The organism is Variovorax sp. RKNM96 (assembly GCF_017161115.1).
Taxonomy (GTDB): Bacteria; Pseudomonadota; Gammaproteobacteria; order Burkholderiales; family Burkholderiaceae_C; genus Variovorax.
Map to the genome: position 1 here is coordinate 3,520,126 of NZ_CP046508.1, position 25,385 is coordinate 3,545,510.

Annotated in this window: 28 protein-coding genes; 16 read left to right on the forward strand and 12 right to left on the reverse strand. The window is 66.5% G+C overall.

Translation table 11 applies throughout. From position 1 onward, the window contains the following. Window positions 1-117 precede the first annotated feature (117 nt). The 7 genes from GNX71_RS16160 to GNX71_RS16190 form a co-directional block, all read right to left on the reverse strand. A complete protein-coding gene (locus GNX71_RS16160; protein WP_206179236.1) occupies window positions 118-693 on the reverse strand; it encodes a DUF2239 family protein in 576 nt (191 codons plus the stop codon). A gap of 146 nt (window positions 694-839) precedes the next feature. Beyond that, window positions 840-1,280, reverse strand: coding sequence for an AsnC family transcriptional regulator (locus tag GNX71_RS16165; protein WP_206179237.1), 441 nt, complete (start codon window positions 1,278-1,280; stop codon window positions 840-842). Beyond that, complete coding sequence (locus tag GNX71_RS16170) at window positions 1,277-1,639, reverse strand: GIY-YIG nuclease family protein (protein ID WP_206179238.1); 363 nt, start codon at window positions 1,637-1,639, stop codon at window positions 1,277-1,279. Before GNX71_RS16170 ends, GNX71_RS16165 begins: the two co-directional genes overlap by 4 nt. 60 nt (window positions 1,640-1,699) lie before the next feature. Further along, a complete protein-coding gene (locus tag GNX71_RS16175; protein WP_241027287.1) occupies window positions 1,700-2,185 on the reverse strand; it encodes a hypothetical protein in 486 nt (161 codons plus the stop codon). A 78-nt stretch (window positions 2,186-2,263) separates the two neighbouring features. Further along, window positions 2,264-2,584: a hypothetical protein gene (locus GNX71_RS16180; RefSeq protein ID WP_206179240.1), complete on the reverse strand. Its 321-nt coding sequence runs from the start codon at window positions 2,582-2,584 to the stop codon at window positions 2,264-2,266. A 16-nt stretch (window positions 2,585-2,600) separates the two neighbouring features. Beyond that, window positions 2,601-3,512: a hypothetical protein gene (locus tag GNX71_RS16185; RefSeq protein ID WP_206179241.1), complete on the reverse strand. Its 912-nt coding sequence runs from the start codon at window positions 3,510-3,512 to the stop codon at window positions 2,601-2,603. Window positions 3,513-3,589: 77 nt separating this feature from the next. After that, entirely contained in the window at window positions 3,590-4,279 is a 690-nt protein-coding gene (locus tag GNX71_RS16190; protein ID WP_206179242.1) for a hypothetical protein, read from the reverse strand. 381 nt (window positions 4,280-4,660) lie between these two features. Between GNX71_RS16190 and GNX71_RS16195 the strand changes: the two genes are divergently transcribed. The 7 genes from GNX71_RS16195 to GNX71_RS16225 all read left to right on the forward strand — a co-directional run bounded on the left by GNX71_RS16195 (window position 4,661) and on the right by GNX71_RS16225 (window position 11,840). Continuing rightward, window positions 4,661-5,455, forward strand: a complete 795-nt coding sequence (locus GNX71_RS16195) for a response regulator transcription factor (RefSeq protein ID WP_206179243.1) — start codon at window positions 4,661-4,663, stop codon at window positions 5,453-5,455. A 22-nt stretch (window positions 5,456-5,477) separates the two neighbouring features. After that, window positions 5,478-6,470, forward strand: a complete 993-nt coding sequence (locus tag GNX71_RS16200; protein ID WP_241027288.1) for an ATP-binding protein — start codon at window positions 5,478-5,480, stop codon at window positions 6,468-6,470. Window positions 6,471-6,549: 79 nt separating this feature from the next. Then, window positions 6,550-8,925 carry a Tex family protein gene (locus GNX71_RS16205; RefSeq protein WP_206179244.1) on the forward strand — a complete coding sequence of 792 codons (2,376 nt, stop codon included), beginning with the start codon at window positions 6,550-6,552 and terminating at the stop codon, window positions 8,923-8,925. A gap of 64 nt (window positions 8,926-8,989) precedes the next feature. Further along, window positions 8,990-9,247, forward strand: coding sequence for a type II toxin-antitoxin system Phd/YefM family antitoxin (locus GNX71_RS16210; RefSeq protein WP_206179245.1), 258 nt, complete (start codon window positions 8,990-8,992; stop codon window positions 9,245-9,247). Window positions 9,248-9,255: 8 nt separating this feature from the next. Beyond that, window positions 9,256-9,669, forward strand: a complete 414-nt coding sequence (locus tag GNX71_RS16215) for a type II toxin-antitoxin system VapC family toxin (RefSeq protein ID WP_206179246.1) — start codon at window positions 9,256-9,258, stop codon at window positions 9,667-9,669. Further along, a complete protein-coding gene (locus tag GNX71_RS16220; protein WP_206179247.1) occupies window positions 9,666-10,751 on the forward strand; it encodes a phospholipase in 1,086 nt (361 codons plus the stop codon). The genes GNX71_RS16215 and GNX71_RS16220 overlap by 4 nt, the downstream gene beginning before the upstream one ends. A 108-nt stretch (window positions 10,752-10,859) precedes the next feature. Then, window positions 10,860-11,840: a tripartite tricarboxylate transporter substrate binding protein gene (locus GNX71_RS16225; RefSeq protein WP_206179248.1), complete on the forward strand. Its 981-nt coding sequence runs from the start codon at window positions 10,860-10,862 to the stop codon at window positions 11,838-11,840. Between the two features lie 87 nt (window positions 11,841-11,927). Here the strand turns inward: GNX71_RS16225 and GNX71_RS16230 are convergent, their stop codons facing one another. Next, the gene (locus GNX71_RS16230; protein ID WP_206179249.1) at window positions 11,928-12,341 is read right to left on the reverse strand and encodes a hypothetical protein; all 414 of its coding nucleotides are present in this window, start codon (window positions 12,339-12,341) and stop codon (window positions 11,928-11,930) included. 11 nt (window positions 12,342-12,352) lie between these two features. Next, window positions 12,353-13,939 (reverse strand): peptidase, encoded by a 1,587-nt coding sequence (locus GNX71_RS16235; RefSeq protein ID WP_241027289.1) that lies wholly within the window; start codon window positions 13,937-13,939, stop codon window positions 12,353-12,355. Between GNX71_RS16235 and GNX71_RS33525 the strand changes: the two genes are divergently transcribed. Together GNX71_RS33525 and GNX71_RS16240 are read left to right on the forward strand one after the other, a co-directional pair. Then, window positions 13,932-14,276 carry a hypothetical protein gene (locus GNX71_RS33525; protein ID WP_241027290.1) on the forward strand — a complete coding sequence of 115 codons (345 nt, stop codon included), beginning with the start codon at window positions 13,932-13,934 and terminating at the stop codon, window positions 14,274-14,276. The genes GNX71_RS16235 and GNX71_RS33525 overlap by 8 nt on opposite strands. 444 nt (window positions 14,277-14,720) lie before the next feature. Further along, window positions 14,721-16,145, forward strand: a complete 1,425-nt coding sequence (locus tag GNX71_RS16240) for a tannase/feruloyl esterase family alpha/beta hydrolase (protein ID WP_206179251.1) — start codon at window positions 14,721-14,723, stop codon at window positions 16,143-16,145. A gap of 19 nt (window positions 16,146-16,164) precedes the next feature. On the opposite strand, the gene GNX71_RS16245 is transcribed toward GNX71_RS16240, so the two are convergent. Further along, window positions 16,165-17,301 carry an iron-containing alcohol dehydrogenase gene (locus GNX71_RS16245; RefSeq protein WP_206179252.1) on the reverse strand — a complete coding sequence of 379 codons (1,137 nt, stop codon included), beginning with the start codon at window positions 17,299-17,301 and terminating at the stop codon, window positions 16,165-16,167. Window positions 17,302-17,401: 100 nt separating this feature from the next. On the opposite strand from GNX71_RS16245, the gene GNX71_RS16250 reads away from it, so the two are divergent. From GNX71_RS16250 to GNX71_RS16260, 3 genes are read left to right on the forward strand one after another with little or no spacing between them, the layout of a single operon-like run. After that, the gene (locus GNX71_RS16250; protein WP_206179253.1) at window positions 17,402-18,274 is read left to right on the forward strand and encodes a fumarylacetoacetate hydrolase; all 873 of its coding nucleotides are present in this window, start codon (window positions 17,402-17,404) and stop codon (window positions 18,272-18,274) included. A 26-nt stretch (window positions 18,275-18,300) separates the two neighbouring features. Beyond that, on the forward strand, window positions 18,301-19,266 hold the full coding sequence (locus GNX71_RS16255; protein ID WP_206179254.1) for an alpha/beta hydrolase: 966 nt from the start codon (window positions 18,301-18,303) through the stop codon (window positions 19,264-19,266). Then, a complete protein-coding gene (locus tag GNX71_RS16260) occupies window positions 19,263-20,141 on the forward strand; it encodes a YbgC/FadM family acyl-CoA thioesterase (protein ID WP_206179255.1) in 879 nt (292 codons plus the stop codon). The genes GNX71_RS16255 and GNX71_RS16260 overlap by 4 nt, the downstream gene beginning before the upstream one ends. Window positions 20,142-20,160: 19 nt before the next feature. On the opposite strand, the gene GNX71_RS16265 is transcribed toward GNX71_RS16260, so the two are convergent. Beyond that, the gene (locus GNX71_RS16265) at window positions 20,161-21,081 is read right to left on the reverse strand and encodes a hypothetical protein (RefSeq protein ID WP_206179256.1); all 921 of its coding nucleotides are present in this window, start codon (window positions 21,079-21,081) and stop codon (window positions 20,161-20,163) included. 145 nt (window positions 21,082-21,226) lie between these two features. Further along, entirely contained in the window at window positions 21,227-22,153 is a 927-nt protein-coding gene (locus GNX71_RS16270; RefSeq protein ID WP_206179257.1) for a folate-binding protein YgfZ, read from the reverse strand. A gap of 87 nt (window positions 22,154-22,240) precedes the next feature. Between GNX71_RS16270 and mltG the strand changes: the two genes are divergently transcribed. From mltG to GNX71_RS16290, 4 genes are read left to right on the forward strand one after another with little or no spacing between them, the layout of a single operon-like run. Beyond that, window positions 22,241-23,263, forward strand: coding sequence for an endolytic transglycosylase MltG (gene mltG, locus GNX71_RS16275; RefSeq protein ID WP_206179258.1), 1,023 nt, complete (start codon window positions 22,241-22,243; stop codon window positions 23,261-23,263). Next, a complete protein-coding gene (tmk, locus tag GNX71_RS16280) occupies window positions 23,260-23,916 on the forward strand; it encodes a dTMP kinase (protein ID WP_206179259.1) in 657 nt (218 codons plus the stop codon). Before mltG ends, tmk begins: the two co-directional genes overlap by 4 nt. Continuing rightward, the gene (locus GNX71_RS16285; protein WP_206179260.1) at window positions 23,913-24,929 is read left to right on the forward strand and encodes a DNA polymerase III subunit delta'; all 1,017 of its coding nucleotides are present in this window, start codon (window positions 23,913-23,915) and stop codon (window positions 24,927-24,929) included. The genes tmk and GNX71_RS16285 overlap by 4 nt, the downstream gene beginning before the upstream one ends. After that, window positions 24,926-25,306: a PilZ domain-containing protein gene (locus GNX71_RS16290; RefSeq protein ID WP_206179261.1), complete on the forward strand. Its 381-nt coding sequence runs from the start codon at window positions 24,926-24,928 to the stop codon at window positions 25,304-25,306. The genes GNX71_RS16285 and GNX71_RS16290 overlap by 4 nt, the downstream gene beginning before the upstream one ends. Window positions 25,307-25,385: the final 79 nt, after the last annotated feature.

The following is a 25,385-nucleotide window of genomic DNA, read 5'->3' on the forward strand; positions in this document are numbered from 1 at the left end:
GCCGTGCCGCGCCGACCGGCGCCACGGGCACGCCCTTGAAGCCGCTCGGGCCGGTTGCGGGGGGCGTTGGATTCGCGGGGGTCGTCGATGAGGTCGTGGAAGTCGCGGGGGTGGCGCTCATGCAGGGGTGCTCCAGCCGGCGGCTGACAGTTTTTGAAGTTGGGTGCGCAGGTCCGCGGGCCAGGCGTCGATGAGGCCCTCGAAGCGGTTGCGCTCGCCGGCGAACAGCGCGCGCGTGGCTTCCTCGAAGCCGGGCAGGGCGCCGGCGATCGCCGTCATGAAGCGGTAGGTGGCTTCGCGCGAGGCGCGCACGGCGTCGCGGTCGGCGTTGACGCGGCTCGCCTCCTGCACCAGGCGCCGCAGCGCGACAGAGGCACCGCCGGGCTGGCGGTTGAGCCAGTCCCAGTGGCGCGGCAGCAGCGTGACTTCGCGCGCGACCACGCCCAGCTTCGGCCGGCCCACGCCGCGCGGCGCGTCGTCATGGGCCTCGGCGCTGGCCGCGTGCGGCACGACGCCGGCCTGGTTGTGCACGTCGAAGTCGAGCGACTCGCCGGTCTGGGCGTCGAAGATGAGGTAGGGCGTCTGGTCCTTGCGTTCGCGCAGTTGTGCGAGCACTTCGGCGGTGCTTCCTTCTGCGATGCGCTTGAAGCCGGCGTAAACAATGAGGTTGATGGATGGCGTGTCGGATGGCATGTCGGATTTCTTTGTTCTTCCTTCTGGTCCGGTCGAAACGAGCGCCCCCAGGGCCGGGCTGCGCCCAGCCCGCCCCCCGAGGGGGATCAAGTCAAGTGGCAAAGCCACATTGACTTGAGAGGTGCGTAATCTACCCGCTGAGCGGCTCAGGCGCTCGCTGTGTCCTCGATGCATAGCGCAAGGAGCGCGGCATGGATCTGCGGCAGGCTTTCGGGGTCCAGCGATTTCACCGTGTCGGCGCAGATCGCCAGGGCGGTCGTGACCGCAGCCTGCATCAGTTTCCGGCCGCCGGGGCGGAGGGTTGCGTGCCGGCTGTTGTCTTCATTCGCGCCGGCCGTGCGTTCGGCCAGTCCTGTTTTTTCGAGCAGGACCATTTTGCGAAGCAGCGCCGACATCGGCAACCCCAAGGCGCGCGAAAGATCGCCCATCGGCATGCGGCCGCCCTCGGTGCGCAGCAGCAGGTGGAGCAGCGTGAAGTCTTCGTAGTCCAGCCCATGGAACGCGCCCAGGTGTTCCCGGAGCTTCAGGCTCAGGTTGGCATGGGCGCGGCTGACGGTGAGACAGAAATCCAGTGCATCGACGGTCATGGCGTGTTGTAGCCCTTGTCGCCGACGCACTCGAGTTCTTCCCGCCAGAGTTCGAGCAGCTTCTCGAGTTCGGCGGCGCGATCGAAGGCCGGATCGTCGCGTTCCTTGACGCGGTCGATCACCTCGAAGCTGAAATGCTCGGCGCCGTGCGCGATCCAGTCGCGCATCAGCGCCTTGTTGCGATGCGAGCGCAGGCCGAGTTCGAAGCGGGCCCGGTTCATCGCGCCCTCGACATCGAGGCTGCCGGACACGTAGACGCGGCCGTTCAGCGTGTTGCGAATGACGAAGACGCCCGCGGGGAGCACCGTTTCCTTGTATTTCCTGACGAGGGCGCGCCGCGTCTCTTGGGGCATGTTCATGCCGTTGATATTACCCGGGTGAAATACAAAACGCAATATAACCCGGGTAAAAATGGCGAATCAGCCTTCCCGCAACCGCCGCCATCCCCGGTGGATGCCGCGGTTGAACACCCGCACCACGCGCCACGGCCGGCTCTGCCGGACGAGGTTCAGCACCTGGTCCTTCCAGGCTTTCCAGCGCGGATACCAGCGGGCGAACCAGGGAATGCGCATCAGCGGGCCTTCGACCAGCTGGAAGATCCGCGCCACGACGGCCGTACCCGCCAACTTGGCCAGCACCAGCACGGTCACGCCGGTGGCGGCATGGCCATGGCTGAAGAGAAAGAGCGCCAGCACCTTGACCGGCAGGAGCAGCACCACCGGCACGAAGAACGCCAGCAGCGCGCCCCAGGGCGGCAGGCAGCGCAGGCGGTCTTCGAGACGGGCCCAGAAGGGCAGGCGCGACAGCCGCCCGACAAGCGCCGCCAGCGGCTCCCAGCCCCACTCCTCGAAGAGCAGGAAGGGAACGATGAGCACCGTGGCGACCGCGCGGAGCAGTGAACGCACGACGCGCGGAACGCGCACGCGGAATGTCATGCGCGAAGGGTACGGCATCGCCCGGCCGGCGATGCCGTGCGAGGCTTGCTACTTCCGCATTGGCCGGAAGAACAGGTACTCGCCGCGGCCCAACTCCGGCGTGACCTCGTAGCCCGAGCACAGCTCGTTGGCGCACTGGATCACGACCACCCGCGGCCAGATGGTCGCCGACGTCGGATAGCCGGGCAGGTACTGCGGCACGTGCCACACGCCGAGGTCACCGACCGGCTCGGCGTTGTCGATGCCGCTGGCGTTCTGCAGGCCGCTGCCGAAGGTCACCCGTTCGATGCGCAGGTTGGGAACCACAGGGCCCGCGGAGGCCGAAGCCACGCAACAAGCCGCGATCCAGAGGAATACGGTCCTGGTCATCATGGGCTCCGGGCTGTCATTGCGACGCGGCGGCCGCTTGCGGTGCCGACGCGATCTCGCCGATGGGCTCGACGGCCACGTCGCTGGCAGGCTCGACCGGCATGGTCACCGCGGCCTGCTGCGGCTCTTGCTGCGCGGGCTGCACCGGAGCCGCCGCTTGCGGCGCGGGCGTCGCTTCGGCAATGGGGGCCTGCGGCAAGGGCAGCGGGGTCGGCGTGGACGTCGACGTGGGCGGCGGCACCGAAGCCACCGGCGGCGCGACGACGACCGCCTGCGGTGGCTGCATCGGCTGCACCGACACGGCGATGGGCGGCATGGGTGGCGTCATCGCGGCGACCGGTTGGCCGATCACCTGCGCGGCGGCGTTCGCCGGCGATGCATACGGCCCGAATGCGCTCACGCGCTCCGCGGCGGTCATGGACTGCGGGCACTTCGTGCCGGTCATCTCCAGCGCCGCCATGGCAGCCGAATCCATGCAGTCCATCGCGAGCGATGCTGCCTTCATGCCCTTGTTCCAGAGCTCGCGGCTCATCTTCAGGCGCTTGCAGTGCTCGTCCGTCCAGGTGGTGCCGAAACTGATGCCGACGCCCGGGCCGTTTGCGCTGGCGCTCGTGCTGCCCATGCAGGTGTCGTTGCTGGTGGTCAGGTTGGGCCCGTTGACCGACGGCACGTTCTTGACCGTGTAGCTGCCCCGGTAGTCCACCGTGTTCGTGGTGGCACCGGTGTTGTTGATGTTCTGGTTGCTGTTCAGCGTCGAGCGGGTGGTGGTGTCCGCGGGCGCGTTGCTGTTGAAGTTCACGGCCTGGGTGTTGCCCTGCGCCGATGTGGTGGCCGAACTCGTTGACTGGTTGTTGGCACCGCCCGCCGTCTGCGCAAAAGCGCCGCCCGCGGACAAGCCCATCAAGGTCAGGACAATCAGTTTTTTCATGTTCTCACTCCTTTGAAAGCCAGGGGAGGGGGCGTGCCCCTCCCCATTTCTGGTCCAACAACCGTTGAATGCCCCGTTCAGGGAGCCGATGCGGTTGCGCCGGCGCCCGCGGTGCCGCCGGTGCCGCCGCCATTGCTGAGGCCGCCGGCATTGCCGATCGCGAAGTTGGTCACGCCGAAGGAGCCGCCGGCCGAGCCCGCCGTCGCCGAGGTGGTCGTGCCGTTGACGAAGCCGTTGATCGCGCCCGAGGAAGCGCTGTAGCCCGACGTCGTGCCCGAGGTGCGCGTCACCACCGCCAGACCGCCGCCAGGACCGGCTGCGGTGGCAGCCGTGTTGTTGGTGGTGGAGGTTGCGGCGCCGCCTGCCGCGCCGCTCACTTGGTTCGGGCCGCCTGCGGAGTAGGTGGCACCGGCGGACGAGCCTGCATTGGCCGAGGCATTGGCACCGCCGATGGCTGCGCCGTTGCCGGTCGTTGCCGCAACACTGGTCACGCGGCCTTGCGTGGTCGCCGAGCCGCTGGCTGTTGCACCACCGACACGCAGACCCGGGATGCTGACCGCGCCGCCTGCTGCATTGGCCGTGGCCGCCGAGCTGGAAGTGGCTGCGTTGTAGCTGAGGGCGCTGCCCGTGCCGGAGCTCGCTGCCACCGACCCTGCCGAGCTGGAAGAACCCGTGCTCGTGTTGGTGACGGCCAGGGCCGTGGTGCTGGTCGCCGAGGCCACGCCTGCGAGCAGGACCACTGCAGCCGAGATGAGAGTCTTCTTCATGATGATGCTTCCTCGATAGTGTTGAAACGAACCCGATTGCCGGCGAATCCGGCCATCAGCCAACGGTCAGCGAGCGCGGATTGGATGTTTCCGTTGCGACCGGGATGCAGTTTCAGCGTCGGGGAGGAATCGAAAAATGCCCTGTGGTGGGTAGTGCAAGGCTATGGCGAAAGCAATGGGGGGGCACGGTCCGGGCGCCTCTCCGGGCGCCTCTTTTCGCATGGTGGCGCTTGCTACTTCTACTCCTTTAGTACACATTTACCCCGAACTGCAACAAGACGAAACTAAAGTAATCAAAAAAGCTCTCGAACAAAATTTGAGTAGAAATGAATTAACTTTTGCTCACGAACAAGCGGTAGTTTTTGTCACTAGGGGATATAAATGGAAAATGAGCTTGACATTTCATTGACGGAGGTCAATGCGAGTGCTAGGAATTTCTCGAATCCTGGCCAGTTCGGCGGGCTGCTCGCCCCCTCTGCCGACACGCTCCCCTGGCCCGACTACCTGACCGGGCAACAGACCAAGCCGGTGCGGGTCGTGCTGGTCGACGACGACCCCTTCGTGAGACGCGTCATCGCCCAGGAGCTGCTGGGCGACCTGCGCATCCAGCTCGAAGGGCAGGCCGGGAGCCTGCGCGAAGGTCGGCGCCTCCTGATGCAGCATGAATTCGACGTGCTCATGGTCGACATCCGCCTGGGCGACGGCAGTGGCTTCGAGCTGATCGAGGAGGCCAAGAAACACCGCAGCGCCGCCGAAATCATCGTCATCTCCGCCATCGAGGACGAACCCCAGGTGCTGCATGCCTTCGAACTCGGCGCCTCTGGCTTCCTGGTGAAGAACGCGTGGTTCCAGAGCTATGCCCAGGCCGTGCTGCAGGTGGTCAACGGGGGCGCCGCCATCACGCCCCGGCTCGCGCGCCGCCTGCTGGTGCACCTGGACCACCAGCGCAGCAACCAGAGCCCGGTGCGCCCGCCCGAGACCAAGGCCGCGCTGTCCGCACGGGAGCGCGAAGTGTTGCGACTTGTAGCCACAGGGTATGTGACCGAAGAGATCGCATTGCAGCTCACCATCAGCGCGCAGACGGTCAATGCCCATGTGAAGAACATCTACCGCAAGCTCCATGCGCACACCCGCGCGCAGGCGGTGAGCTTCGCCTCCCACCGGGGGCTGCTCTGACACCGTTGCAACGAACAACGGGATGCAACGGGTCGATACGGTCATGTGGTCCTCGGTGCCCCAGCTGCCGCACTACCTCGAAGACCAGTTCGTGTGGCTCTCGATCGCCGCATGGTCCGCGCTGCTGGCCTGGCTCTGGCCCCGCGCCTCGCGCCGCCGGATGCTGCTGTGGGCCGCGCTGGCCTCTGCGCTGCATCTCACGCCGGTGACCGGGCAGGTGCTGCGGGCCACTTCGGCGATGACGGTGGATATCAACGACATCCCGCTCGCGTTCTGGGCACTGCAGGGCGTCAACGCGGCGGTGCTCGGGATGATCATCGGCGTCTGGTACCTCTCCCGCCGCCGCGTCATGCGCTACCGGCAGGTACAGGCGGTGCTGGCCGAGCGGCGCCGCATTGCCAGCGACCTGCACGACGGCGTCGGCTCCCGGTTGATGGCGCTGCTGGCCAGCCAGGACCCGCGCGCGGCCGAACCGAGCGAACTGTCGATGGCCCTGCAGGCCTGCCTGCTGGAACTGCAGATGACCGTGGACTCCCTGGACGACGAGGCATCGGCCACCATCGTCGAGCGGCTGGCTCACCTGCGCTACCGCCTGCAGCCGGCCTTCGACCGGCTGGGCATCGGCCTCGCATGGCATGTGCACGACGTGCCGCTCGCGCGCGCGATGTCCGGCGAATCGGCGATGCAGATCTGCCGGATCGCGCAGGAAGCCTTGTCGAACGTGCTGCGCCACTCGCACGCCAGCAATGTCGAGGTCCGCTTCGGCCCGTTGGGACGCACGCGCGGGCTGGTGCTCGAGGTGCAGGACAACGGCCGGGGCCTCGATGCCTCGGCCCCCATCCAGCTCGAGCAATTCGGCAAGGGGCTTCGCAGCATGCGTGCGCGGGCCGATGCCTTGGGCGGTGAACTGGCCGTCATGGACGCCGCGCCGCACGGGCTGTGCATCCGCCTCGTGCTTTCGGACACCGAACCGGCGCCGGCCAGCGCCGGGCCGGAAACGGGGAGCAGCCTGTAACAAGCGCGGAGCCGCTGCCGCCGGAGCCCGTCCTGGCCTATGGCAAACTTCCGCGCTTTGCCAGGGATGCGCTCAAGACATGCAGAAAATCATTCGCCAGCTTGCCACTGAAATCAAGGTCGGCGAGCACCAGGTGAAGTCCGCCGTCGAACTGCTCGACGAAGGCGCCACGGTTCCATTCATCGCCCGCTACCGCAAGGAAGTGACCGGCGGCCTCGACGACATCCAGCTGCGCGAACTCGAAGCGCGTCTTTCCTACCTGCGCGAACTCGAGGACCGCCGCGTGGCGGTGCTCAAGGCCATCGACGAGCAGGGCAAGCTCACCCCCCAGCTGCGCGCCGCGATCGAATTCGCACCCACCAAGCAGGAGCTGGAAGACCTGTACCTGCCGTTCAAGCAGAAGCGCCGCACCAAGGGCCAGATCGCCCGCGAATTCGGCATCGAGCCGCTGGCCGACAAGCTGTTGGCCGACCCCACGCTCGATCCGGCCGTCGAAGCCAAGGCGTTCTTGCAGCCCGCCACAACGCTGGACGACGGCAAGCCGGGCCCCGATTTCTCCACCGTGCCGCTCGTGCTCGACGGCGTGCGCGACATTCTTTCCGAGCGCTGGGCCGAAGACGCTGGCCTGGTGCAGGGCCTGCGCGAATGGCTCTGGGCCGAGGGCCTGCTCAAGTCCAGCCTCATGGCCGGCAAGGACGAGAACAATGCCGACATCGCCAAGTTCCGCGACTACTTCGAGTACGACGAGCCCATCGGCCGCGTGCCTTCGCACCGCGCACTGGCCGTGTTCCGCGGCCGAGCACTCGACATCCTCGATGCCAAGCTGGTGCTGCCGGTGGAGCCCGAGCCGGGCAAGCCCAGCATCGCCGAAGGCAAGATCGCGCTGCACCTGGGCTGGAGCCACGCCGGCCGGCCGGCCGACGACCTGCTGCGCAAGTGTGTGGCCTGGACTTGGCGCGTGAAGCTGGCGCTGTCCACCGAACGGGACCTTTTCACGCGCCTGCGCGAAGACGCCGAGAAGGTCGCGATCAAGGTGTTTGCCGACAACCTGCGCGATCTGCTGCTGGCCGCACCCGCCGGCCCGCGCGTCGTGATGGGGCTGGACCCCGGCATCCGCACCGGCGTGAAGGTGGCCGTGGTCGATTCGACCGGCAAGCTGGTCGAGACCGCCACCGTGTTCCCGCACGAGCCGCGCAAGGACTGGGAAGGTTCGCTGCACACCCTGGGCAAGCTCTGCGCCAAGCACGGCGTGAACCTCATCGCCATCGGCAACGGCACCGCCAGCCGGGAAACCGACAAGCTGGCCGCCGACCTCATCAAGCTGCTGGCCAAGATGGCCGCGCAGGCCGGCGCGCCCGAGATGACGGTCGACAAGGTCGTGGTCAGCGAGGCCGGCGCCTCGGTGTATTCCGCCAGCGAATTCGCCTCGCAGGAAATGCCCGACGTGGACGTGAGCCTGCGCGGCGCCGCCTCCATCGCGCGCCGCCTGCAGGACCCGCTGGCCGAGCTCGTGAAGATCGACCCCAAGAGCATCGGCGTGGGCCAGTACCAGCACGACGTGAACCAGAGCGAACTCGCCCGCACCCTGCAGGCGGTGGTCGAAGATTGCGTGAACTCGGTGGGCGTGGACCTCAACACCGCGAGCGTGCCGCTCCTGAGCCGCGTGTCCGGCCTCTCGGGCAGCGTGGCGAAGGCCGTGGTGCGCTGGCGCGAATCGAACGGCGCGTTCTCCACCCGCAAGCAACTGCTCGACGTGACCGGCTTCGGCCCCAAGGCCTTCGAGCAGAGCGCGGGGTTCCTGCGCATCCGCGGCGGCGCCGATCCGCTGGACATCACCGGCGTGCACCCGGAAACCTATCCGCTGGTCGAGCAGATCATCGTGAAGACCGGCAAGCCGATCGCCGAGCTGATGGGCCGCGCCGAGATGCTCAAGACGCTCAAGCCCGAGCTCTTCGCCAACGAGAAGTTCGGCGTCATCACGGTCAAGGACATCCTGGGCGAACTCGAGAAGCCCGGCCGCGACCCGCGCCCCGACTTCAAGGTGGCGCGCTTCAACGACGGCGTGGACGACATCAAGGACCTGGTCGAGGGCATGATCCTCGAAGGCACCGTGAGCAACGTGGCCCAGTTCGGCGCTTTCGTCGACCTGGGCGTGCACCAGGACGGCCTGGTGCACGTGAGCCAGTTGAGCCACAAGTTCGTGAACGACGCGCGCGAGGTCGTGAAGACCGGCGACATCGTCAAGGTCAAGGTGATGGAAGTGGACGTGGCGCGCAAGCGCATCGGCTTGTCGATGAAGCTGGATGCGGCGCCCGCGCGCCGCGACGGGCCGCGCGACAACCGCTTCGAAGGGGCGGGGCGAGGTCAGCAACAGCAGCCGCGGCGCGACAACTCGCCGCAGCCGGGTGGGCAGATGGCGAATGCGTTTGCCAAGCTGCAGGGGTTGCGCAAGTAGCTGTCGGCAGATGGGTCGGTCGCCTGTTAAACTAGTCAGTCAACTAGTCTGATAGGTGGCTGCCATGAAAACCTGGCCGGTACAGGACGCGAAAGCGCGCTTCAGCGAATTTCTCGAGGCTTGCCTCAACGACGGGCCGCAAATGGTCACCAAGCGCGGGGCCGAAGCGGCGGTGTTGGTCCCGGCCGCCGAGTGGCGGCGGCTGCACGAGACGGCTCGGCCTTCGCTCAAGGAGCTTCTGCTTTCCGAGCAGGCGCGTACAGATTTTCTCGTCGCGCAACGAGGCAGCGCGCGCAGGCGCCGCGTCGCGCCGATGCGCTGAGGGCTTGCATGTACCTCCTGGACACGAATGTCATCTCTGAATTGCGTCGCCCCCGTCCTCATGGTGCGGTCATCGCATGGCTCACTTCCATTGCCGACAGCGATCTGCATCTCTCGGCGGTGACGCTCGGTGAGATCCAGGCCGGCATCGAAGTGACGCGCGAGCAGGACGCGGCCAAGGCCAATGAAATCGAGCAGTGGGCTGCGCTGGTTGCCGCGTCGTACAACGTTCTTCCCATTGATGCGGAAACCTTCAGGCTGTGGGCGAAGCTCATGCACCGCAGCTCGAACACGCTGTATGAAGACGCGATGATTGCCGCCACCGCAAAGCAGCACGCGCTGACCGTCGTGACGCGCAATGTGGCCGACTTCGCCAGCTTCGGCGTCGAAATCTTCAATCCATTCGAGTCGGGCGCGGCATGAAAGCCCTGCGCATCTACGCCGGCCCCGCGGCCCGCAAGCACATCGAGCAGAACGGCCTGCGTCCCGAGGACGTGCGCACCATCCCCGGCGCGGCGGGGGGGCCGAAGGGCCTGATCCTCGGGCCGCTCGACCGCTTCATCTTCGGCCGCTGGCTGGCCCAGTCCACGCAGACGGTGCATCTGGTCGGCGCCTCGATCGGCGCATGGCGCCTGTCGACCGCCTGCCTGGCCGACTCCGAAGCCGCCTTCACGCGCTTCGAGCACGACTACGTGCACCAGCAGTTCGAGGTGCCGCCCGGCCAGAGGCGGCTGAGCCCGCGCCAGTTGAGCGAGCGCTTCGCGCAGAGCCTGGTCGATTTCTATGGCGGGCGCATCGGCGAGGTGCTGAACCACCCGCGCTACCGCCTGCATGTGGTGACCTCGCGCGGGCGCCACATCCTCGGGCGCGAGGGCAGGGCGCGCACGCCCTTCGGCTACCTGGGCGCCTTTGCATCGAACAGCGTCTACCGCAAGAGCCTGGGCGCATGGCTGGAGCGCTGCGTGTTCTCCACGCCGGGCGCGGCGTTGCCTTTCGGCACGCAGGACTTCCGCACCCGCCAGCACGCGCTGAGCGAAGCCAACTTCAACATGGTGCTGCAGGCCTCGTGCTCGATTCCGTTCCTGCTCGCCGCGGTGCACGACATCCCGGGCGCGCCGCGCGGTGCGTACTGGGACGGCGGCATCACCGACTACCACCTGCACCTGAACTACCAGCCCGCCGACGAAGGCATCGTGCTGTACCCGCATTTCCAGCGCGCGGTGGTGCCGGGCTGGCTCGACAAGGGACTGCGCTGGCGCCACAAGTCCACCGGTTTTCTCGACCGCATGGTGGTGCTCGCGCCCGACCCCGAATGGGTGAAGTCGCTGCCCAACGGCAAGCTGCCGGACCGCAAGGACTTCATCCACTTCCAGAACGATGCGCAGGCGCGCATCACAGCCTGGGGCAAGGCGACGCGAGAGGCGCAGCGGTTGTCGGATGAGTTCGAAGGCTGGCTCGCCGATGGGTTTGTGAAGGGGCGAGCGCCCGACGTTCTGCCTCTCTGAACGGGCGAGGGCGATTGCCCGCCGGGGCAAACCCTGACGGGCATCGCAAGTGGTGCTTCGAGAATGGCCCGATCCATTCAGAAGCAACAAAGAAAGAGACAAGCCCTCATGCCGCATTCCACGCTGACACGCCGCCGATTCACGCTCGCCGCCGCAGCCACCAGCCTCGCCGTTCCCTCGTTCGCGCAGACCGCGTGGCCGAGCAAGCCGATCCGCATCGTCGTGCCGTACACGCCCGGCGGCTTCACCGACCAGATGGCGCGGCTCGTGCAAATTGGGCTGCAGACGCGCCTGGGCCAGCCGGTGCTCATCGACAACAAACCCGGCGCCAACAGCCTGATCGGCGTCGACGCCATCGCCAAGGCGCCGGCCGACGGCACCACCTTCGGCGTCGTCATCGCCGCGTACGCGGCCAACACCACGCTGTACCCGAAGCTCCCCTACGACCCGCAGAAGGACCTGACCGGCGTTTCGCTGATGGGCATCTCGCCCTTGCTGGCGGCGGTGAACATCAACGCGCCGTTCAAGACCGCGCGCGAGCTCATCGACTACGCGCGCGCCAACCCCGGCAAGGTGAGCTTCGGCTCCTCGGGCAACGGCTCGGCCGCGCACCTGACGACCGAGCTGTGGAAGTCGCTCACTCAGACCTACATGATCCACATCCCGTACCGCGGCGCAGTGCCTGCGCTCACGGACCTGATGGGCGGGCAGATCCAGCTTTTCTTCGATGCGCCCACCGGCCTTATCAACCAGGCCAAGGCCGGCAAGGTGCGGCTGATCGGCGTGGCGGGCGACAAGCGCCTGCCGGCCGCGCCCGAGGTGCCGACCTTCATCGAACAGGGCTTTGCGGGTTTCACCGGCAGCACCTGGGCCGGGATGCTCGCGCCGGCGGGCACGCCGCGCGACATCGTCAAGCGCATGTCGGAGGAGGTGGCGCGCATCATCAAGAGCGATGAGACGCGCGCCAAGCTCGACGCGATGGGCACCATTCCGGCGGGCAGCACACCGGAGGAATTCGATGCGTTCATCACGGCAGAGACGGCCAAGTGGGGCAAGGTCATCCGCACGGCGGGGGTGAAGGCGGAGTAGCGCGCTCGCGCGCAGCAATCGCCGCACGTGGCGCGTTCGCCCAGCCGCGCCGGCTTGTTGGCCGACGCGGCTTCCTCGGTCAGCGTTCTACTTGCTGTCGGTCCCGGTGTTCGTCTTTGCCGCAGCCTTCATGCGCATGACCTGCTGCGGTGTGCGTTGCGACTGAAAGCGCAGCACGTCGTCGAGCCGGACATAGCCGCTGCCGGACTGGTCGATCTCGCTGAAATGGTCGCTCACGAAACCCCAGCCTGCCGCCTTGGCCTGCTGTTGCGACAGCATGCCGTTGACGTCGCCCCCCGCGGCGGCGGCGAAGCGCTCGCTGGTCTGGGTCTCGACGTGCTGCACGACGGAGTTTTCGGTCGGCTTCGGCGGGTGGACCCAGCCCTTGGGCGGCGGCGGGGGCTTGGGCATGTCGTCGTAGGCGTGGGCGGTGCTCATGCCCATCAACGGGAAGAGGGTGGCGATGGCGCTGGCGGTCAACCAGAAAGATGTGTTTTTCATGGGTCTCTCGCTCATTGGAGTTGGGCGGCCGAAGCACTGGCGCTGTCCAGTGCGTCCTGGGCCGGCAGGGCGTAGTAGTCGTTGAGCGTCTGCTTGAGCGGCGCCCGCGATGCTTCGGTGTTGTAGATCATGTGGCCGCCTTCGAACCATTTGACCGGGATCCGGCTGCCCAGGTTCACGCTCTCCAGGTCGAGTTCGGTCTGGAAGCCCGGCGTCGCCACGTCTTCATAGCCGTGCAGGATCAGCATCTTGCTGTTCGGGTTGGCGGTCAGCACCGCCTGGATGTCGGTGATGCTCTGCGGGTAGAAGTCGCTGCTGCCGGCGCGCTGCCATTTCCAGTACTGGATCGTCTGGTTGTTCAGCGGCTGGTAGGCCGTCTTGTTCTTGTAGTTCACGAAGTCCGGGAAGTAGGTCTTCATCTGGTTCAGGAATGCGACGTTGATGTAGTCGTCCGCCGCAAAGCTGTTGCCGTTGGGAACCTTCATCCGCGCGTCGTAGCGGCCGAGCGTATTGCCCGAGACCAATGCCGTGCGGAAGCCGCCGGGACCGTAGTTGAAGCTGCTTTTCCAGGTCGCCGCCGAAATGCCGGTGTAGGCCGCCATCTGGTTGAGCACCGTCTGGCCGGCCGTGCTGGCGGCGAAGGTGTTCCACTGGCTCTGGCTCTTGGGAACGCTGAAGTCGTTCGGGCCGAAGTACGTGGTCAGCGTGTTCTTGAACGTCGTCCTCGCGAGGGTTCGCAATTCGCCCAGGTACTGGTCCTGGGTCTTGCTCCCGCGCTTGGTGGTTTTCTGGAAGTAGTCCGCCGCCATCGCATACGAGGGGATGTAGCCCTCGCAGGACGACTGCTCATCCATCATGTCGCAGTTGGAGTTGTAGTCGACCAGCGGCGAATTGAGGATGAACCCGGCCAGCACTTTCGCGGGCTTGCCTGTCGGGTCGGGCACATAGCCGCTGGTGCCGGCCTGCTCGAGCAGGTTCGCGACGATGGGCGTGCGGATGCCGCCGTACGACTCGCCATACAGGTACTTGGGCGAGCTCTGGCGGTTGAACTTGTTGGTGTAGGCGACGATGAAGTCGGCCACCACCTGGGCATCGATGTCGGTGCCCCACAGGTCCGCATTGCGCAAGGGCGAGATGGCGGTCGAAAGCCCCGTGCCGGGCGGGTCGACGAAGACGATGTCCGACTTGTCGAGCAGCGAGATCGCGTTGTCCTCGAACGGAAAACTCGTGGGCTGCACGGTGGGGTTGGGCATGTTCGGTGCATCCGACTTCAGCCGCTTCGGGCCCCATGAGCCCATGTGCAGCCAGATCGAAGCGGAGCCGGGGCCGCCGTTCCACAGGAAGGTCACGGGACGGTCTTCCTTGGGCAGGTCGTCGCGCGTGTACGAGGTGTAGAAGATCGCCGCTTCGGCCTTTTTGGTGGCGCCGACACCTTTGTAGGCCACCAGATGCCCGGCGCGCGCCACATAGTTCAGGGCCTGCCCGTCGATCGTGATCGTGTGTTGCTTGAGCGAGGTGTCCTCGTTGATCGACGACAGCGCGATCGAACCGGTACGCGTCGTGTTGTAGGTGTTGGGATCGTCGAGGACCTTGTCCATCACCGCCACGCTGGCGAGCGCATTGCTGTCGGCGTTCGGCGCAGGTGCTTCGGCCGCCGGCCCGGACGTGGGCGCGCTTGAAACCGGCGCGAATGACGAGGGGCTGTCGCCCCCACCGCCGCATGCCGCCAGGGCGGCGGCTGCAAAAGCCGTGAATACGGCTCGACTCAAACTTCTGCGATGCATGAATGCGATCTCCGAGAGGTCCAAAAAAAGAACGGCAAGCTGGTGGCCGCCGTTCGCCTTCGAGCCGGGCCACGCGATGCCATCCGATGTCGAATGGCCGCATGACCCGATCCGTTTCGGCGCTCGTTGTGCAAGCACCGAAATTCGATGATCTTTCAGTCTTCCCTCGGCGCTGTGGATTCAGAAAACCCTCGCCAGTCCTAAATTAGTTTCTCAATTCGCTGAATTGCCGAAATCAAAGTCGGCCCATGTAGTCAATCCACATTACATTGCGTATAGACTAATTCTTTTGATTTCAGATCTTTAATTGATTGATTTATTGATCGGCAAGCGGAATCTATTTTTAGCAACCTGACTGCTAGCTGACCTGGCGACAGACGCGCAGAGGAGTTCAGCGGCAGAGACTGCCAAGCGGAGAGGGAAAGGGGAATAACGCGCTTCCGCGTGCACTGAAGGTCATTCGAATGGCGCCGCAGGGATAGTGCGGTCCGCCGCCAAGCGATTGAGAATTTCACAGCCTTCGAAGAAAGGTAGGCCGCGACCCAGGAATGGACGGCACCTGTGAATATTCAATTCAATCCAATGGAGACAAATCTTGACCAAGACAGTGTTTTTTGCAGCGATTGTGTGCGGAGGTATACTTTCGTCGGCCCACGCGGCCAACGATATATCCAGCACCCTCATCTGGACCTGCTCCAATCAATTGAATGGTTCGGCCTATGGCGATGCCGTATTGAATGATCTTCGCGGTACGAAATTTCCTTCACCCAAAACCGGAGGATTCAAGATCACGTCGGTGGAACAGGTCTGGCTTGCGCTTCCTTCCTATTGTCTGATCAAGGGAACAATCCAGCCCACATCTCCCGGAGGCATAGACCCTGCCGTCAAAGCGCCCGATTACCGGGTTCCCGATATCAATTACCAGGTCTATATTCCATCGCAATGGAATGGCAAATTCGTCCAGCTCGGTGGCGGTGGATTTGCCTGGAGCGCCGACGTCGTGGCGGCGGGTCTGCAAGCCAACCAGCAATTCTCGCCCTCGCTCCAGGGACCGGCGCTGTCGAATTACGCGGTCGTTCTCAGCGACGCAGGTGCCGGTGATTCGTCGAAGGCATTCGATCCGCAATTCGTGCGGCCCGGCAAACAACTCAGCGATGTTCCCAAGCAGGAAGCCGTGAAGAATTTCGGGCAGGACGCGATCAAGAAATCGCTCGATGTTGGGTTGTATCTGGTTAAAAAATTGACCGGAACGTCGCCCACCGATACCTATTTCGTAGGTATTTCCACTGGTGGCAGGCAAGCGCTGAAAGCCATTGCGAACTGGCCCGATGCCTACGACGGCGTTATTGCGGGTGCTCCTCCTGTCGACGAAACCAATCTGCTCAGGACGCTGGAGGTGCCGGCGGTGGTCAATGATTGGGTGGTCAATTGGAACAGCAGCGCCGCCATGCTCACCAGCCTGTTCGGCAAGGATGTGTCAGACCAGACATTGAGCGATGCGCTGGGCGCAACGTCCCGGCATCTGGCGGATGTCGCCGTCGAATCAGGCGCAAATGACGACGGCTACAGCAAGCTGCTGGATGCGCTGGCGCCCGTATGGAATGTCAAACCGGGTGATCTTGCCAATTTCTTCAATGTTGCTGCGAGCCAGAAAAAGGCGGGCAAAAAAGGCAAGAAGATCATCATTTACCAGGGAACATCCGATTTCCTGGTGCCTTGCACCCAGGCCGGCGAATTCGTCAGCCAGCTGGTCAGAAAAGAAACGGCAAGCGAAATAAGCAATTCCGTGCGCGCCTACTTTGTCGAAGATTACAGCCACGGGTTCTACAACACCAATTCATTGCTCAAGAAAATTGGATTGAGCGCCCTGCAATTGAATTGGAATGCGGTTTCCGACCTCGACAGATGGGTGCACGATGACAACGCCGCGGTCGGCGCGCCATCGCTTGCCCGAAATGCCTCGGGCGGAATTCCCGGAGACCAGGCATTGAGCGCATGGAAGTGCCTGGCGCCCCATTGACGCCAGACCCCGCGAGCCTCTACATCGACGCTTCGAGCATCGCCTTGTAGTCGTCGCGGGTAGCCAGCCGCGGATTGGTCTTGTGGCAGTGGTCGGCCATCGCGCCGTCGATGATCTTCTCGAACATCGCGCTCGTCACACCGACTTCGGCCAGGCCCTTGGGCAGGCCCAGGCGCGCGTTCATGTCGCGGATCGCATCGCCCAGATCGCCGGCCGAATCGAGGTGCATGGCCTGCGCCATGCGCTGGAGGCGTTGGTCTTTCTGCACCGACTCGGCGCCCGCGTTGAAGTGGATCACCGCGGGCAGGAAGAGGGCGTTGAGCGTGCCGTGGTGCAGGCGCGGATCGACGCCACCGAGGCTGTGGCTGAGCGAATGCACGCAGCCCAGGCCCTTCTGGAATGCCATCGCGCCCTGCATCGAGGCGCTCATGAGATTGAGGCGCGCCTCGCGGTCGCTGCCGTCCTTGGTGGCGCGCTCGATGTGCAGCCAGGCGCGCTCCAGGCCGTCCAGGCCGATGCCGTCGGCCGGCGGATTGAACGCGGCCGACATGAAGGTTTCCATGCAGTGCGCAATGGCGTCCATGCCGGTGGCGGCCGTCAGCTTGGGCGGCAGGCCCAGCGTGAGCTCGGGGTCGCAGATCGCGGCCTTGGGCATCAGGAACCAGCTGTGAAAGCCGAGCTTGCGGTGGTCGTCGACGATGACGATCGCGCCGCGCGCCACTTCGCTGCCGGTGCCGCTGGTAGTGGGCACCGCGATGAGCGGCACCGCGCGCTCGGTGATCTTCGGCGAGCCGCCTTCGATGGTGGCGTAGGTCTTGAGCGGGCCTTCGTGCGTGGCGGCGATCGCCACGCCCTTGGCGCAGTCGATGGCCGAGCCGCCGCCCACGGCGATGAGGCCGTCGCAGCGGCCGCTGCGGTAGCGCTCGACAGCCGCGCGCACCGCGGCTTCGGTGGGGTTGGAGGGGGTCTGGTCGAACACCGAGACCTCCAGGTCGTCGACGGCGTCGAGCGCCTTCTGCAGCACGCCCGCCGCGCGCACGCCGGCGTCGGTCACGATCAGCGGGCGGTTGATGCCGATGCGCGCGCATTCGCTGGAAAGCAGCTGGATCGCGCCGAATTCGAACTGGATCTGGGTGAGGTACTGGATGAGTGCCATGGGAAGGTGGGGACCTAAGGACGTGGGAGGAGGTGCCTGAGCGCGTGGGCAAGTACGATTGCCGACCATCCGAATCTAACAACAGGGGACAGCCTTGCACATGAACAAAACCCTTGCCGCTGTCGCGCTCGGCACACTGTGGGCCGCAGCGTCCGCGGGGGCGCACGCCGCCTGCCTGAGCGACGCGCAGGTGGCCGACTTCGCCGCCGCGCGCGAAGCCCGCACACCCGCTGCTGATGTCGAGAACCTCGACGAAGCCGATGCCGCATGCACGCGCGCCAAGCTCAACGCGCTGCTGGCGCGCAAGCACGGTGCGGTCATCGGCTACAAGGCCGGCCTCACGAACCCGGCGGTGCAGAAGCGCTTCAACTACGACCAGCCGGTGTGGGGCGTGCTCTACCAGGGCATGGTGCTCGACACCGGCGCGGTGGTCGATGCAGCCTTCGGCGCGCGGCCGCTCTACGAGGCCGACATGCTGGTGCGCGTGAAGAGCGCCGACATCAACAGCGCGAAGACGCCGGCCGATGTGCTGGCGAACATCGACCAGGTCATTCCCTTCATCGAGCTGCCCGACCTCGCGGTGCAGACGCCGCCCAGGCTCAACGGGCCGGGCCTCGCGGCCATCAACGTGGCGGCGCGCCTTGGCGTGAAGGGACTGCCGGTCGATGTGCCCACCACGGCCGGCGGACAGGCCTGGCTGCTGGAGAGCCTGCGCGACATGACGGTGGTGATGAAGGACGGGCTAGGCGCGGAGCTCGCGCGCGGCAAGGGCTCCGACATCCTGGAGCACCCGCTCAACGCGGTCGTGTGGCTGGCCGGCGCGCTCGCGAAGGAGGGCCTGGCCCTGAAGCCCGGCGACCTCGTGAGCCTGGGCTCGTTCTCTCCGCTGCTGCCGCCCAAGGCGGGGCAGACCGTCCTGGTGACCTACGAAGGCCTCGCGCGCATGCAGCCTGTGGTCGTGACATTCAAGTAAACAAGCAAGCAGGCAGACAAGCGAGCATGACAGGCAACCCTCCCACGACATTCCCCCAGCACCCGCTGACCGCGAAGATGGCCAGCGTGGTCGAGCGCATGGCGCGCGCAGGCCACCCAACGCTCGATCAGCTGTCGCCCGCCGAGGCCAAGGCCTCCTATGAAAAGGGCGCCGGCGTGCTCGAAGTGCCCAAGCCCGAACTGGCGCGCATCGAGGACTTCACCATTCCCGCGCGCGACGGCTACGCGATTCCCGCGCGGCTCTATGCGCCCTCGACGGCCGTGCTGCCGGCGCTGATGTACTTTCACGGCGGCGGCTTCACGGTGGGCAACATCCGCACGCACGACACGCTGTGTCGCGTGCTGAGCCACAAGAGCGGCTGCGCGGTGGTATCGGTGGACTACCGGCTGGCGCCCGCGTTCAAGTTTCCGACCGCATCGAACGATGCGTGGGACGCCTTTGCGTTCCTCGCGCACGAGGGCGGGCGCATCGGCATCGACATCACGCGCCTGGCGGTGGGCGGTGACAGCGCGGGCGGCACGCTGGCCGCCGTATGCGCCATCCTCGCGCGCGATGCGGGCCTGCCGCTCGCGCTGCAATTGCTGATCTACCCCGGAATGACAGCCCACCAGGACACGGCCTCGCACCAGCGCTTCGAGCACGGCCCGCTGCTGACGAAGGCGATGATCGATTTCTTCTTTGCGCAGTACGTCCGCACGCCGGCCGACCGCGACGACTGGCGCTTTGCGCCGCTCCTGGCCGACGACGTCGACGGCGTGGCGCCCGCGTGGATCGGCCTCGCCGAATGCGACCCGGTGGTGGACGAAGGCATCGCCTACGCCGACAAGCTGCGCGCCGCGGGCGTGGCGGTCGACCTGGAGATCTATCGCGGAGTGATCCACGAATTCATCAAGATGGGCCGCGCACTGCCCGAGGCGCTGCAGGCGCAAAACGACGCGGCCCGGGCACTCAAGGAAGCATTGACACCATGACCGAGACAACCGCGAACCGACGCGAGGACTTCCGCTTTTTCCACCGCCTGCGCGTGCGCTGGGCCGAGGTGGACATGCAGAAGATCGTCTTCAACGCGCACTACCTGATGTACTTCGACACCGCCATCGCCGACTACTGGCGCGCGATGGCGCTGCCGTACGAAGAGGCGATGCACGCGCTCGGCGGCGACCTGTACGTGCGCAAGGCGACGATCGATTTCCGCGCCTCGGCGCGCATGGACGACGTGATCGACGTGGGCATGAAGTGCGCGCGCATCGGCAATTCGTCGATCGTGTTCGAGGGCGCGCTGTTCCGGCAGGACCAGTACCTGGTCGGCTGCGAGCTGGTCTATGTGTTCGCCGACCCGGCGACGCAGACCTCCAGGCCGGTGCCTGCCGCATTGCGCGAGGTGCTGCTGGGCTTCGAAGCCGGCGAGCCGATGCGCACCGTGGAGACGGGCGGCTGGGACGCGCTCGGCGAAGGCGCGAGCGCCCTGCGGCGCGCGGTCTTCATCGAGGAACAGAACATTCCGAAAGAGCTGGAGTGGGATGAACACGACGCCGTCGTGCTGCACGCGGTGGCCCGCAATCGCATCGGGCAGGTCATTGCCACCGGGCGCCTGCTGCATGCAGAGGATGGCGTCTCCCACATCGGCCGCATGGCGGTGCATCGCACGCTGCGCAGCGGCGGGCATGGCGCGGCCGTGATGCAGGCGCTGGAAGAAGCGGCCCGGGCGCGCGGCGACCGCGAAGTGGCGCTCAATGCACAGCGCAGCGCTGAGCGGTTCTATGCGCGGCTGGGCTACGCAGCGCACGGCGCGCCGTTCGAGGAGGCCGGCATCCCGCACATCGAGATGCGCCGGTCGCTGCGCTGAACCGCTCCGCTCGATTCGATCAGAAGCGAGCGGGCGGGTCCGGCACATAGCCGGGGTCCGAGCCCGGAAACGGCGACGGGCCGGCCGGACGCGGCCAGCGCGGCGGGGGCGGCACCGGGATCACGCCCGCGGCGATGAGGTTCTCGCGGCTGTCGTAGCGGATGCGGACCACTTCGTCGGGCGTCGATTGCGCGCGCTCGAAGTTCGTCTTGCCGACGTACGAGGTTTCGCGGCGGCCATGGGCCGTGCCCAGGCTTGGGGCCGGTGCCTGGCGGCGCGCCATGCTGTTGTCGGCGGGTGCTTCGGCCGATGCTGCGGCCCCGGCGGGCGCCGACTTGGAACGGGCGTCGCCCAAGGCAGACGACTCACTGCGCATTTCGCGGTCGCGGGAGCTGTACTCGTCGCGGCTTGGATAGGGCGCGATCGGCGGCGGGGGCGGCACCGGCACGTTCTCGCGGAACAACGCGACACCGATCACGCCGACGTCGTCGGGCCGGCCGGTGCGGCTCGCGTAGGAGCTGTCGGCGGAGGCGAACTGGAAGGCGGCAATCTGCGAATCGCTCTTGCGCCAGCCGGTGATATCGCTGAATTCGCGGGCGCCGAACACATAGCCGGTCTGCCCGATGCCCGCGGTTTCGCCGGTGACGACGTTGACGCCGTCCACCGACATCACCGCCATGATGCGTTCGCCCATCGCGTTGCGCGCCCGGATGGCGTAGCGCGCACCGGGGCGGCCGGCCACCCAGTATTCGCCGCGGTGGCGGTAGATCGGCAATTCGGCGCCGGTCGTGCGGTCGACGATGCCGATCTGCATCAGCGAGCCGATACGGCTCGAGGTGGAAGGCGGCGCGAACGGCCGGGCCGGGCTTTCGGCGCAGGCCGCGAGGCCCGTGGTGAGGGCGGTCAGGGCCAGGACGGTGGAAAAAAGTCTGCGCTTCATGGTGCTCTTCCTTGCCAGGAGTGGATCGATGCAGGCTTCTACGGCGCAGCATCGACGGCGGGGTTAAGCGACACGCAAAAAAATGGCGCCATCTTTTTGATGGCGCCGAACGCCCCTTTGGATCGGGGCGTTGGGGGAAGAAAGATCAGATGTCTTCGAGCAGGGGGTAGGGGAGCGGCTCGACCGACAGGGCCGGACCGCTGGCCGCGCCAGCATGCAGAGCACCGGCTTCGAGCGCCGAGATTTGTATCGAGACCAGCGCCGACCAACCGCCGCCGGGTGCCGCCGCTGCCTGGGCCACGGTGCCGACCGGCTGCTCGCCGTCACTGGCCGCGAACACTTCCTGACCTGCCGCCACGGCCCCGTCGGCCTGCATGAGGTAGGTGCGCCGCTTGAGCGTGCCGCGGAACTGGCTGCGCGCCACGATCTCCTGGCCCGGGTAGCAGCCTTTCTTGAAGTTCACGCCGCCCACCGATTCGTAATTGATCATCTGCGGCACGAAGGCTTCGATGATGGGCGTGGTCACGGTCACGATGCCGCTGCGGACTTCGCTCCACTGCCAGAGGTCGGGGTCGAGCTTCGGTCCGGCCGGCGCGGCGTGGTCGGCGGGGGCGATCCAGAGCGCGCGCGGCACGCCGTCGGCGGGATACAGGGAGACGGCGCTGATGCCATCGCCGACTGCCGTGCGCTGGCCGGGCGGTGTGGCCGCATCGAGGCCGTTGGCGGTGAGCGCGGTGCCGGCCAGGCCGTAGAGCGCGAACTGGTCGGTGGCGTCGGTCAGCTTGACCTTGGCGCGCAACACGTACATCGACAGGCGCTTGAGTGTCGCGGCGAGGATGTCGCGGCTGCACACCAGAAGGATCAGCTCGGGCTGCGGCCGGATGCCGATGAAGCTCGCGATCACGCGGCCCTTGGCGGTACAGAGCGCGGCCAGACGGGCCTCGGTGGCGCCGAGCAGCGAGAAATCCTGGGTCAGTTGTCCGTGCAGGAAGCTGGCGGCATCGGGGCCTTCGGCGCGGATCACACCGAGTGGGGACAGCGTGGCTGCCCCGTTGAGAACGACAGTGGTCATCGCTGAATTATCATGGTCGGCCTGTTCCCTCGGTGCGGCAGGGACTCCCTCCTTTTCCTCGGTCGACCAACGCCTCCCATCGGATTCGTGCGCAGCTTCTTTCTTACGCTCTTCCTCCTGGCCGCCCTGATTGCGCTAGCGCTCGGCGCCGGCGGACTCTGGTGGGTGCACCAGCCGCTCAAGATGTCGGCGCCCAGCGCCGATCTTTCCGTCGAGCCCGGCACCACGCCGCGCGGCATCGCGCAGGCCGTGGCCGATGCCGGCGTCGATGTGCAGCCGCAACTGCTCTATCTGTGGTTCCGCATCTCGGGGCAAGACCGCCAGATGCGCGCCGGCAGCTACGAGCTGGAGCGTGGCGTCACGCCCAAGCTGCTGCTCAACATCCTGGTGCGCGGCGAGGAAGCCACGCGCAGCCTCGTGCTGGTCGAAGGCTGGAACATGCGCCAGGTGCGTGCCGCGCTCGGCAAGGCCGAACAGCTCAAGCCCGAGAGCGTGGGCCTGACCGACGAGGCGCTGATGGCCAAGCTGGGCAAGCCGGGCGTGCACCCCGAAGGCCGCTTCTTCCCGGACACCTATACCTATTCGAAGGGCTCGACCGACGTCGCCCTGCTGCAGCGCGCGATGCGCGCCATGGACAAGAAGCTCGAAGCCGCCTGGGCAGCACGAGCAGCCGATTTACCCCTCAAATCGGCCGATGAGGCGTTGATTCTGGCCAGCATTGTCGAAAAGGAGACAGGAAAGGCCAACGACCGAGCCGAGATCGCCGCCGTCTTCACCAACCGCCTGCGCATCGGCATGCCGCTGCAGACCGACCCGACGGTGATCTACGGCCTGGGCGCCACCTTCGATGGCAACCTGCGCAAGAAGGACCTGCAGACCGACACGCCCTGGAATACGTACACCCGCGGTGGCTTGCCGCCCACGCCGATCGCGATGCCGGGCAAGGCGGCGCTGCTGGCGGCGGTGCAGCCGGCGCAGAGCAAATCGCTGTATTTCGTGTCGCGCGGCGACGGCACCAGCCAGTTCAGCAGCTCGCTCGACGACCACAACCGCGCGGTCAACCGCTACCAGCGCGGCGGCGGTGCGCCCCAACCCAAGGCAACGCAATGAGCAAGGGTCTCTTTTTGACGCTGGAAGGCATCGATGGCGCGGGCAAATCGAGCCACCTCGATGCGATGGAAGCGCTCTTCAAGGCGCAGGGCCGCACGGTGGTGCGCACGCGCGAGCCCGGCGGCACGCCGCTGGCGGAAACGCTGCGCGGGCTGATCCTGGAGCAGCCGATGGACCCGCTGACGGAATCGCTGCTGGTGTTTGCGGCGCGGCGCGACCACATCGTGCAGGTCATCGAACCGGCGCTCGCGCGCGGCGACCTCGTGCTGTGCGACCGTTTCACCGATGCCACCTTCGCTTATCAGGGCGCGGGGCGTGGTTTCGATGCGGCGGTGCTGTCGACGCTGGAACAGTGGGCGCAAGGGGGCAGGGCGGAAGGGCTGCTGCAGCCGCACGTCACGCTGTGGTTCGACCTGGCGCCCGAGATCGCGGCACAACGCCTGGCGGGCGCCCGTGTGCCCGACAAGTTCGAGGCGCAGCCGGTCGAGTTCTTCCGCCGCGTGGCCCAAGGCTACGCAGACCGTGCCGCCGCGGACGCGCAACGCTTCGTTCGCATCGACGCCAGCCAGGCGCGCGACCAGGTCTGGCAACAGATCGAAACGGCGCTGGTGGCGCGCGGCGTGTTCGCACCTCAAAGCGGAGTTGCTCGATGACCGTGCCGGCCCTCACGCCCTGGCTACGCCAGCCGCTCGCGGAATTGCTGCGCCAGCGCGGCCATGCCTGGCTGCTGCAAGGGCCGTCGGGCATCGGCCAATACGAACTCGCGCTGGCGCTCGCAGCCGCCTGGCTGTGCGAGCAGCCGGCGGAAGAGGGCGGTACCGCCTGCGGCCAGTGCGCGAGCTGCCACGCCATCGAGGTCCGCACCCACGCCGACCTGTGCGTGCTGATGCCCGAAGTCGCCATGCAGGAACTGGGCTGGCCGCTCGACGAAAAAGCGCAGGCCGACATCGACGACAAGAAGCGCAAGGCAAGCCGCGAGATCCGCGTCGAGGCGATGCGCGATGCGGTCGGCTTTGCCCAGCGCACCAGCGCGCGCGGGCGCGGCAAGGTCGTGCTGGTGTATCCGGCCGAGCGCATGAACACCATCACTGCGAATGCGCTGCTCAAGACGCTCGAGGAGCCCGTCGGCGATGTGCGCTTCGTGCTGGCCAGCGAGGCCGCCTGGCAGTTGCTGCCGACCATTCGCAGCCGCTGCTTGGGCTTCACGCTGCCATGGCCCGAAACGGCCGCGGCCGAAGCCTGGCTCGTTGCACAGGACGTGCCGGCTGCCGATGCGGCCGCCCTGTTGCGCGCCGCCGGCGGACGCCCCAGCGATGCCTTGCGGCTCGCGCGGTCCGGTCAGTCGCTCAAGGCGTGGTCGCTGTTTCCGAAGGCCATTTCGCGCGGTGACGTGGGTGCGCTGTCGGACCATGCACCGGCCCAGGCCGTCGGCGCGCTGCAGAAGCTCTGCCACGACCTGATGGCTGTCGGCAACGGTGCCGAGCCACGTTTCTTCGAGGCGGCCGACCTGCCGGCGGCGCCGTCGCGGCTGGCCTTGGCGCGCTGGTCGAAATCGCTCGCGAATGCCGCGAGGACCGCCGAGCATCCGTTCAATGCCGGTCTCATGCTCGAAGCGCTTGTGAGCGAAGCGCGAAGCACCCTAAACTCAGCTGCTCGCCGCCCATGAACCAACCTGTCGCCCCCGCCACCCCAGCTTCCACGCCCGCCAGGCCGAGCGTCATCCAGCTCGCCATCAAGGAGAAGGGCGCGCTGTATGCGGCGTACATCCCGCTCTTTGCCGAGGGCGGCATCTTCATTCCGACCACGCGCGAATACCGGCTGGGCGACGACGTCTACGTGCTGCTGACGCTGCCCGAAGACCCGCAGCGCTATCCGGTGGCCGGCAAGGTCGCGTGGATCACCCCGGCACGCGCCGCCGGCAACCGGGCGCCTGGCGTGGGCATCCGTTTTCCTTCGGACGAGAAATCGCGGCAACTGAAGGCGCGCATCGAGGCAGCCCTTGGCGGCTCGATGGCGTCAGACCGCCCCACCCAAACCATTTGAGTTTTCCGCCGTCCTCGTGACGCGGAACTCCGTGTACGGCGCCACCTCACACAGGTGACAGGTGCGCTGACTTCACCAT